Origin of the sequence: Streptomyces niger, from assembly GCF_000718305.1 — a bacterium.
Taxonomy (GTDB): Bacteria; Actinomycetota; Actinomycetes; order Streptomycetales; family Streptomycetaceae; genus Streptomyces; species Streptomyces niger.
Genome location: NZ_JOFQ01000041.1, coordinates 19,614 through 28,624, shown reverse-complemented (window position 1 = coordinate 28,624; position 9,011 = coordinate 19,614). Strand labels below are relative to the sequence as shown.

Annotated in this window: 9 protein-coding genes and 1 pseudogene; 5 read left to right on the top strand and 5 right to left on the bottom strand. The window is 71.3% G+C overall.

Annotation, left to right across the window (positions count from 1 at the left end):
• Window positions 1–62: 62 nt before the first annotated feature.
• Complete coding sequence (locus IF20_RS36230) at window positions 63–482, bottom strand: RNA-binding S4 domain-containing protein (RefSeq protein ID WP_052869700.1); 420 nt, start codon at window positions 480–482, stop codon at window positions 63–65.
• A 65-nt stretch (window positions 483–547) separates the two neighbouring features.
• Here IF20_RS36230 and IF20_RS40350 point away from each other — a divergent pair.
• Window positions 548–654: pseudogene (locus IF20_RS40350) on the top strand (helix-turn-helix domain-containing protein); the annotation flags it as partial.
• A 208-nt stretch (window positions 655–862) separates the two neighbouring features.
• Here the strand turns inward: IF20_RS40350 and IF20_RS36225 are convergent.
• Complete coding sequence (locus IF20_RS36225) at window positions 863–1,849, bottom strand: aldo/keto reductase (RefSeq protein WP_052869699.1); 987 nt, start codon at window positions 1,847–1,849, stop codon at window positions 863–865.
• Between the two features lie 131 nt (window positions 1,850–1,980).
• Window positions 1,981–2,775 carry a class I SAM-dependent methyltransferase gene (locus tag IF20_RS36220; RefSeq protein ID WP_052869698.1) on the bottom strand — a complete coding sequence of 265 codons (795 nt, stop codon included), beginning with the start codon at window positions 2,773–2,775 and terminating at the stop codon, window positions 1,981–1,983.
• Between the two features lie 126 nt (window positions 2,776–2,901).
• On the opposite strand from IF20_RS36220, the gene IF20_RS36215 reads away from it, so the two are divergent.
• The 3 genes from IF20_RS36215 (at window position 2,902) to IF20_RS36205 (ending at window position 4,533) form a co-directional block, all read left to right on the top strand.
• Window positions 2,902–3,393 (top strand): helix-turn-helix domain-containing protein, encoded by a 492-nt coding sequence (locus IF20_RS36215; RefSeq protein ID WP_110944880.1) that lies wholly within the window; start codon window positions 2,902–2,904, stop codon window positions 3,391–3,393.
• A gap of 27 nt (window positions 3,394–3,420) precedes the next feature.
• Window positions 3,421–4,089: a hypothetical protein gene (locus IF20_RS36210; protein ID WP_052869697.1), complete on the top strand. Its 669-nt coding sequence runs from the start codon at window positions 3,421–3,423 to the stop codon at window positions 4,087–4,089.
• A gap of 102 nt (window positions 4,090–4,191) precedes the next feature.
• A complete protein-coding gene (locus IF20_RS36205; protein ID WP_052869696.1) occupies window positions 4,192–4,533 on the top strand; it encodes a DUF2516 family protein in 342 nt (113 codons plus the stop codon).
• 88 nt (window positions 4,534–4,621) lie between these two features.
• On the opposite strand, the gene IF20_RS36200 is transcribed toward IF20_RS36205, so the two are convergent.
• Together IF20_RS36200 and IF20_RS36195 are read right to left on the bottom strand one after the other, a co-directional pair.
• Window positions 4,622–6,043, bottom strand: coding sequence for a PP2C family protein-serine/threonine phosphatase (locus IF20_RS36200; RefSeq protein WP_052869695.1), 1,422 nt, complete (start codon window positions 6,041–6,043; stop codon window positions 4,622–4,624).
• Window positions 6,044–6,392: 349 nt separating this feature from the next.
• Complete coding sequence (locus tag IF20_RS36195) at window positions 6,393–7,391, bottom strand: C40 family peptidase (protein WP_110944881.1); 999 nt, start codon at window positions 7,389–7,391, stop codon at window positions 6,393–6,395.
• Window positions 7,392–7,841: 450 nt separating this feature from the next.
• Here IF20_RS36195 and pstS point away from each other — a divergent pair, with 450 nt between their 5' ends.
• The gene (gene pstS / locus IF20_RS36190) at window positions 7,842–8,963 is read left to right on the top strand and encodes a phosphate ABC transporter substrate-binding protein PstS (protein WP_052869693.1); all 1,122 of its coding nucleotides are present in this window, start codon (window positions 7,842–7,844) and stop codon (window positions 8,961–8,963) included.
• Window positions 8,964–9,011 lie beyond the last annotated feature (48 nt).

Here is a 9,011-nt window from a genome sequence, read left to right as displayed (position 1 = left end):
CCCTCCCCCCGCCCCACCCACTCCCCCTGACTGCACCTGCTGCTATTCCCCGCGCCCCCTTCTCACGGTTTCGGTGTCTGGTGTGTCTGGTCTCCCGCGGCCCCCGGTGGGCGGCCCCACAGGCGTTCCATTTCGCGGCGGTCGCGCTTGGTCGGGCGGCCCGCGCCGCGGTCGCGCACCGGGACCTGCAGGGCGGCCTCGCGCGGGGGCGGTGGCGGGCTGTTGTCGACGTAGCACTCGACCGCGACCGGCGCGCCGACACGCTTCTTCACGAGCCGCTTCACAACCACGATCCGCTCGCGTCCGGCGTGCCGCAGCCGGACCTCGTCGCCGCTCCGCACGCCGTGCGCCGCCTTCACGCGCTCGCCGTTGACCCGCACGTGTCCGCCCCGGCAGGCCGTGGCCGCCATCGATCTCGTCTTCATGAGCCGCACGGACCAGATCCAGCTGTCGATCCGCACGCTCCCCTCGTCCTCACTCATCTGAGTCCTTTCGTGGCTACCCCCGGCTTCTCCACCGTGGCCCCACGCCCCACTGGTTTGTGAGCGTGGCCTCACCGCATGTGAAGCGGGCGTTCAAGTACCGCTTCCACCCCACGGACGAGCAGGCAGCCGAGCTGTCGCGCACGTTCGGCTGGTCCGAAAGGTCTACAACGGGTCTACACCATGGCACTCGCCGCCCGGACCGAGGCGGACCTGCGTCACTTTACGGCGTGAACGGCGCGGGGCGAGCGGACCTGTGGACGAGTCCGGGGGTGTGGACAACTCGGTCACCGCCGGGTCAGGCTCGTCACCGCCGGGTCAGCGCCCGCCACCGCCAGGCCGACGCCCGCCACCGCCGGGCCGGCCCCACCACCGCCGAATCAGCGGTTGACGAAGGACAGGCTCGACGCGTCGTAGCGGGTGCCGGCGACCGCGTCGGCGGGAGCCACCGCGTCGATGGCGGCCAGGTCGTCGGCGGACAGCCCGATGGCGACGGCGGCGACGTTCTCCCGCAGGTACTTCTCGCGGCGGGTGCCCGGGATCGGCACCACGTCCGCGCCCCGGTGCTGCACCCAGGCCAGCGCCAGCTGCCCGGCCGTGACGCCCTTCTCCGCGGCCAGCTCGGTCAGCTTGTCGACGATGGCGAGGTTGCGCTCCAGGTTGCCGTCGGCGAAGCGCGGCTGGGTACGGCGTACGTCGGTCTCGGCCATCCCCTCCACCGAGGTGTACCGGCCGGTGAGGAAGCCGCGGCCGAGCGGCGAGAAGGGCACGATGCCGATGCCCAGCTCGCGGCAGACCGGCGCGATCTCCTCCTCCAGGTCGCGCGTCCACAGCGACCACTCGCTCTGCAGCGCGGCGATCGGGTGCACCGCGTGCGCCCGCCGGATCGTCGCGGCGCTCGCCTCCGAGAGGCCGAGGTGGCGCACCTTGCCCGCCGCGACGAGCTCGGCCATCGCGCCGACGGTCTCCTCGATCGGCACGTCGGGGTCGACGCGGTGCTGGTAGTACAGGTCGATGTGGTCGACGCCGAGCCGGCGCAGGGACGCGTCGCAGGCCTGCCGCACGTACGCGGCGTCGCCCCGGATCGCGGTCGGCTCGCCGAGCTTGTTGGCGAAGCCGAACTTGGTGGCGATCACCGCCCGGTCGCGGCGGTCGGCGACGGCCCGTCCGACCAGTTCCTCGTTGTGCCCGGCCCCGTAGAAGTCGGAGGTGTCCAGGAGGGTCACCCCGAGGTCGAGCGCACGGTGGATGGTCGCGATCGACTCCGCGTCGTCCGACGCGCCGTAGCCGTGGCTCATCCCCATGCAGCCCAGTCCCTGTGCGGAGACGGTCAGGTCGCCGAGCTGCCGGGTGGGAATGCTGGTCATGTCATACCTCCTGGAAGTGCCCCGTCCCCCGTGGGTGAGGACCGCGTCGGGCTCACGTCAGGGACGGTAGGAGTTGGAGCGCACTCGAAGTCAACCTCCGGACGAGCCCCGGCAGTCGGCCGGTCGCGCCGTCACTCCGGCTTGCGCGCTTCGAAGAGGGAGCGGGTGGAGTGGGCGACGAACGGCCCCTCGGCCCGGATCTTCTCGTGCAGCTCGCGCAGCCGGTCACGGTACTGCTCGACGGTGAACCCGGGCACCATCCAGATCACCTTGCGCAGGAAGTACACGACCGCGCCGACGTCGAAGAACTCCATGCGCAGCCGCTCGAAGCGCAGGTCGGTGATCTCCAGCCCGGCGGCCTCGGCCGCCGCCCGCTCGTCGTCCGGGTGCCGGGCCCGCCGGGTCTGCTCGGGCTGCGGCCCGAGGAAGTACTCCACGAGCTCGAAGACGCTCTCGTGCCCCACGTGCTGCGCGAAGTACGTGCCGCCGGGCCGCAGTACGCGGGCGATCTCCGCCCACCAGACGGTCGCCGGGTGACGGCTGGTCACCAGGTCGAACGCGGCGTCGGCGAAGGGCAGCGGCGGCTCGTCCGGGTCGGCGACGACCACCGCGCCATGGGGGTACCTCCCATGCCCTTCAGGCAATGGGGGAGGGTGGAGCAGTCGGGTGGCCTTGGTGACGTTCGGCGGCCAGGATTCGGTGGCCACCATCACGGGCGGCAGCTTCGGCGCCCCGGCGAGCACCTCGCCCCCGCCGGTCTGGATGTCCAGCGCGGCCGACGCGCCCGCCAGCCGCTCCCCCATCAGCCGCTGGTACCCCCACGAGGGCCGCGCCTCGGTCGCCCGCCCGTCCAGCCAGGAAAAGTCCCAACCGGCCACGGACACCTCCGCCGCCTCGGCCACCAAGTCGTCGAACCCGCGCTCCATACCTGCATCCTCGCCCCGCCCCCGATCAGCGGCAAACGATTTCCGTCCGGTGCCGACCGCATGACACGAGACACTTTTGCTAGCGGCTGCTTGCAAAAGTTAGCGAGCGGAGGCACCATCGGGGACATGGCATCACTCAACGTCGGCAATCTCGGGGAGTTCCTGCGGGAGCAGCGGCGCACGGCGCAGCTGAGCCTCCGGCAGCTCGCCGATGCCGCCGGGGTGTCCAACCCGTACCTCAGCCAGATCGAACGCGGTCTGCGCAAGCCGAGCGCGGAGATCCTGCAGCAGTTGGCCAAGGCCCTGCGGATCTCGGCCGAGACGCTGTACGTCCAGGCGGGGATCCTCGATGAACGGCGGGACCCGGACGGCCTGGAGGTGCACAGCGCGATCCTGACCGATCCGGCGCTGAACGAGAAGCAGAAGCAGGTGCTGCTGCAGATCTACGAGTCGTTCCGCAAGGAGAACGGCTACAGCTCGGACGTCGCGCGCGCCGAGGGGCTGGACCTCGACCGGCCCGCGCCGAAAGGCGAGCACGGCGACGACGAGCGGCACGGCGGTACGGGCAAGGGCAGGAAGGGCACCCGTGGGGCCGACGGCGACCCGCACGCCACCTGAGCAACCGATTCCAGGAGGAAGAACGGCATGGCCATCACCGACGACATCGTCAAGAAGGTGACCGACCCCACCCCCCTGTACGCCCTGGCCGGCACCGCGGATCTCGCGAGCGAGAAGCTCAAGGAGGTGCCGGCGCTGGTCGAGCGGATCCGCTCCGAGGCGCCCAAGCGCTTCGAAGAGGTGCGCACCACCGAGGCCAAGGCCGTGCAGGACCGCGTGTCCAAGCAGGCCAAGGAGGCCCAGGACAAGTTCTACGAGCTGCTCGGCTCGCTGGACACCGACCTGAAGAAGATCCGCGAGCAGGCCCAGGACCTCGTGCTGCAGGGCGTGGGCCGGGCGGCGGAGTACGCCGTCAAGACCCGCGAGACCTATGACGAGCTGGCCGAGCGCGGTCAGCGCGCGGTGCAGACCTGGCGCGGTGAGGTCGCCGAGGAGGTCGAGGACCTCGCGGTGGCGATCGAGCCGGAGCCGAAGGTCGAGCCGAAGGGCACCGAGGCCAAGGCCACGGAGACCAAGCCCGCGGCGGTCAAGGCCCAGCCGGTCAAGACCGAGCCGGTGAAGGCCGAGGAGAGCAAGCCGGCCGCCGCCAAGGCCGGTACCGAGGCCAAGCCGGCCGCGGCGAAGAAGACGGCGCCGACGGCGCCCGCCGCCCGCAAGACGACGCCGGCGAAGAAGACCACGCCGCCGTCGAAGTGAGCGACGGATCGACCGGGCGGGCCGGGCACGCTGGACGTGCCCGGCCCGTTCTACCGGTACGGTGACGAGGACAGTCCAACAGTCAACGGGTGGTGGAACGGCGTGCTGATCCAGGGATTCAACAATCTGCTGTGGCTGCTTTCGCTGGCCATGCTGGTGTTCGCCGGCTTCGCCTTCATCGATTCCGCCATCCGCCGTGAGGACGCCTACCGCGCCGCCGACAAGCAGTCCAAGCCGTTCTGGCTGATCATCCTGGGCCTCGCGACGCTGGTGAACGTGCTGTTCGGGGTCATGGCGTTCCTGCCGATCCTCGGGCTCATCGCGACGATCGTGTACATGGTCGACGTCCGGCCCGCGCTCAAGCGGGTGTCCGGCGGCAAGGGGCCCCGTCGCGGCGGCTCCAGCTCCGACGGCCCGTACGGCCCGTGGAACGGCGGCCGCTGAAGCCCTGACGGGCATCGCTGCGCCGCTGACCGGCGTGGCCGACCTTCTGACGGGCGTCGCCGAGCCTCCGTCAGGCCCGTTCGTTCGGTCAGCCCCGTGCCTCGCCGCGGTCCAGCAGGAGCACCGCGAGGTCGTCGGTCAGCTCGCCGCCGTTGAGGTCGCGCACCTCCGTGACGGCGGCGTCGAGCAGCGGCTCGCCGCGCAGGCCGGCGGCCATCTTCGCGGCGATCAGGTCGACCATGCCGTCCTGGCCGAGGCGCTGGTTGCCGTCCCCGATCCGGCCCTCGATCAGGCCGTCGGTGTACATCAGCAGGCTCCAGGCGCCGCCCAGCGTCACCTGGTGGCGCGGCCAGCGGGCGCCCGGCAGCAGGCCGAGCGCGGGGCCGCCGCTCTCGAACGGCAGCAGGCGCGGCGCGCGGCCGGCCCTGGCCAGCAGCGGTGCGGGGTGGCCCGCCAGGCACACCCCGGCGTTCCGGCCGTCCGCCGCGATGTCCACGGTGCAGAGCGTCGCGAAGATCTCGTCGTTGTCCCGCTCGTTCTCCAGGACCCGCTGCAGGGTGGAGAGCAGTTCGTCGCCGCACAGGCCCGCGAAGGTCAGCGCGCGCCAGGCGATGCGGAGTTCGACGCCGAGGGCCGCCTCGTCGGGGCCGTGCCCGCAGACGTCGCCGATCATGGCGTGAACCGTTCCGTCCGGCGTGCGGACCGTGTCGTAGAAGTCGCCGCCGAGCAGGGCGCGGCTGCGGCCGGGCCGGTACCGGGCCGCGAAGTGCAGGTCGGAGCCCTCCAGCAGCGGTGTGGGCAGCAGTCCGCGCTCCAGCCGGGCGTTCTCCTGGGCGCGCAGCCGGGACTCGGTGAGCTGGCGCTGCGCGAGGTCGGCGCGCTTGCGCTCCACGGCGTAGCGCACGACCCGGCTGAGCACCGTGCCGTCCAGCTGGTCGCGGGAGAGGTAGTCCTGGGCCCCGACGCGTACCGCCTCGGCGCCGCGCTCCGCGTCCGCCTCCGCCGTCAGCGCGAGGACCGCGTGGCGCGGGGCGAGCCGCAGGACCGCGCGCAGCGGTTCCAGCTCGTCCGGCGCCTCGGCCGTCTCGTCCTCGGCGCGGCTCTCCCGGTCGCCGGCCTCCCGCGCGTCCTGGCCGGGCATGGCCGCCAGGTCGAGCAGGACGCAGTGCACGTCGTCGGTGAGCAGCCGCTGGGCCTCGGTGAGGTTGCGGGCGGTGCGGACCCTGACCTTGTGGCCCTGGCCGTCGGACATCTCGGGGACGGAGCTGGTCGGGTCCTCGCCGATCACCAGCAGGGTCAGCCCGTGGCTGCCGCTGCCGGTCACGGTCGAGCGCGGGAAGGCGGCGGGGTCCGGGACCGGGGCGGTGGTTTCGACGTCCGCCGGGCCGGTGTCGCCCTGCGGGCGTGCGGCATCCCCCTGCGCCGGGCGCGCGGACTCGGGCGCGGCGTTCGCCGGGCCTGTCGCCTGGGGCAGCACGGCCGTGCGCTCACGCGGACCGGGTACGGACATGTCCTCTGTTTCCTTCCCTCCCCCCGAGGGTGCGGCGGCGGTGGCCGACCGGCGCACCACCGTGCCCGGTTCCGCGCCGCTCTTCGGTCGGTCCGAGCGGTGCGCCACCGGGCACTGGAAGGTGACCTTAGCGCCAGTACGGGCCCGTACGGAATGGCGGCCGACACGCCGCCCGGGGCATATACCGGGGTGGGGCAGCGTTTTGGCCGTTCCCGGGAGAAATGCGGAATGACGAACATCACCCCCGGGTACACGCTGGGCCACCGGACGGTGACGGTGTTGTTCCCGGCCGTATGCCGCAATCGCCGCGCGGCCACGGCACGCACGCGCGGCGATACGGTGCGTCGACTCAGCCCTTCGCGTCCGGCCGTACGACGCCCAATATCTGCATGGAACCGGCCCCCGCGATCGTCACCTGGCGGCCGGGCCGCGGGGCGTGCACGATCGCCCCGTCGCCGAGGTACATCCCCACGTGGCCGGCGTCCTCGTGATAGATGATCAGGTCGCCGGGGCGCATGTCCTCGATGGCGACGTGGGGCAGTTGCCGCCATTGTTCCTGCGAGGTGCGGGGAATGGTCCGGCCGGCCGCTTCCCATGCCCGCATCGTGAGTCCGGAGCAGTCGAAGGTGTCCGGGCCTTCCGCGCCCCACACATAATTCTTGCCGATCTGCGCGGTGGCATAGGAAATGGCCTTTTTACCCTGGGCCGACGCGGTTCCGCCGATCTCCTCGAGAATTCCGGAGTCCAGCCATTTCGCCTGCGCGTGGCGGGCTTGTTCCTCCTCCAGCTTCTTCAGCCGCTCCTTTTCCTCGGCTTTCAGCTGTGACTCGATCCGCTCGGCGGCGTCGATCTTCTTCTCGATGTCCTTCTTCGCGGCGGCCTTCTTCTTGCGTGTCTTCTCCAGCCGGTCCCAGCGCGCGGTGGCGTCGTCGGCGTACCCCTGCAAGTCGTTCTCGGTGCGTGCCAGTTGGCCCAGTACGGTGCGGACGGCGTGCTGGCCCTTGCGGGCGAGGGTGGCGTGGTCGAGGAACCCCTCCGGGTCCTTGTTCAGCATCAGCTTGGCCTCGGCGGGCAGGCCGCCGCCCCGGTACTGGGCGCTGGCGAGCTTGCCGGCCAGCCGCTTCAGCTCCTTGCGCCGCTCCTGGGTGCTGACGATGTTCTTCGCCAGCTTCACGATCTCCTTCTGCTGGCGCTCGACCTGCTCCTCGGCGGCGTTGTAGGCGTCGGTGGCCCGCTCGGCGCGCCGGTAGAGGTCGTCGATGCGCTTGCGTACGTCCTCCAGGTCCCGCTTGCCGTCGGGTGCCGGGTCGGCGTACGCCGCCGGGGCCGGGCCCACCAGGGCGCCCATCGCGCACAGCACCACGGTGGCGCAGGTCACCGCCGCGCCGCGTCCCACGTTCCGCCGTTCCACCGGGCTCCTCATGGGCCACCTCCGGTCACTCGCCGTACGCGTCGTCCGGGCGCGGGCGCTCCGCCGTACGGCGGGCCTCCGCCGCGGATGCTGCCATACCGGCCGGTAATGCAGAAGAGCAGCGCACTACTTCTTCCGGGAGATCACCGTCCGGTCCGGCGCGGAGCGGGCATTACCGGCCGCACCCGGCCGACGGCCGAGGTTCACCCCTCGTTCACTCTCCTCCATCGACGCCTTCACCTGATGTGCCTAATTTCGGCCTTACCGAGTGCGCGTCACGCCCCGGAGGCGAGCGCGACACCGCATAGCTGGACACCTCTCATCTGATTCATTTCACGGCCCAGCACGCCACTGACCACGGCGGGCCCCAGGAAGGAACCTTCGACAGTGAAGCTTCAGCGCAAGAACCGGGTTCGCGCCCTCGCGGTTGGCGCTCTCGCCGTCTCCGGAGCCCTGGCCCTCTCGGCGTGCGGCTCGGACGACACCACCGGCGGGCCCGGCGCCTCCTCCGCCAAGACCTCGAACATCAAGTGCGACGGCAAGGGCAAGCTGCTCGCCTCCGGCTCCTCGGCGCAGAAGAACGCCATGGACGTCTGGGTGCAGAACTACTCCGGTGCCTGCAAGGACACCGAGATCAACTACCAGCCCACGGGCTCCGGCGCCGGTATCACCACGTTCCTGCAGGGCCAGACCGCCTTCGCGGGCTCCGACTCGGCGCTCAAGCCCGAGGAGGTCGCCAAGTCCAAGAAGATCTGCAAGGGCGGCGAGGCGATCAACCTGCCGATGGTCGGCGGCCCGATCGCGGTCGGCTACAACGTCCCGGGCGTGGACGACCTGGTGCTGGACGCCGAGACCCTGGGCAAGATCTTCGACTCGAAGATCACCAACTGGAACGACCCGGCGATCAAGAAGCTGAACCCGGGCGCCAAGCTGCCGGACCTGAAGATCCAGGCGTTCCACCGCTCGGACGACTCCGGCACCACCGACAACTTCACCAAGTACCTCAAGGGCGCCGCGCCCAAGGCCTGGCCGCACGAGCCCGCGAAGACCTGGGAGGGCAAGGGCGGCCAGGCGGCCTCCGGCTCCTCCGGCGTCTCCTCGCAGGTCAAGCAGACCAGCGGCGCGATCTCCTACTTCGAGCTGTCCTACGCGACGGCCGGCAAGATCGACACGGCCAAGCTGAACACCGGCGCCCAAAAGCCCGTCGACGCCACCGTCGAGAACGCCTCCAAGGCGATCTCCGAGGCCAAGCAGGTCGGCAAGGGCGAGGACCTGGCCCTGGAACTGAACTACAAGACCAAGGCCGAGGGCGCGTACCCGATCACGCTGGTGACGTACGAGGTCGCCTGCGACAAGGGCAACAAGGCCGAGACCCTGCCCGCCACCAAGTCCTTCCTGACCTACCTCGCCAGCGAGGACGGCCAGGCCACCCTCAAGGAGCAGGGCTACGCGCCGCTGCCCACCGAGATCGCCGACAAGGTCCGCAAGGCCGTCTCGTCGCTCTCCTGACCCACCGGGCGGCGGCCGGCGCACGACGCGCGGGCCGCCGCCCTCCGG

Excerpts from the sequence above, each read along its gene's own strand:
- IF20_RS36195 (WP_110944881.1), bottom strand. The coding sequence starts at position 7,391 with ATGGGCGCCCTGGTGGGCCCGGCCCCGGCGGCGTACGCCGACCCGGCA.
- IF20_RS36225 (WP_052869699.1), bottom strand. The coding sequence starts at position 1,849 with ATGACCAGCATTCCCACCCGGCAGCTCGGCGACCTGACCGTCTCCGCA.
- IF20_RS36200 (WP_052869695.1), bottom strand. The coding sequence starts at position 6,043 with ATGTCCGTACCCGGTCCGCGTGAGCGCACGGCCGTGCTGCCCCAGGCG.
- IF20_RS36210 (WP_052869697.1), top strand. The coding sequence starts at position 3,421 with ATGGCCATCACCGACGACATCGTCAAGAAGGTGACCGACCCCACCCCC.
- IF20_RS36215 (WP_110944880.1), top strand. The coding sequence starts at position 2,902 with ATGGCATCACTCAACGTCGGCAATCTCGGGGAGTTCCTGCGGGAGCAG.
- IF20_RS36230 (WP_052869700.1), bottom strand. The coding sequence starts at position 482 with ATGAGTGAGGACGAGGGGAGCGTGCGGATCGACAGCTGGATCTGGTCC.
- IF20_RS36220 (WP_052869698.1), bottom strand. The coding sequence starts at position 2,775 with ATGGAGCGCGGGTTCGACGACTTGGTGGCCGAGGCGGCGGAGGTGTCC.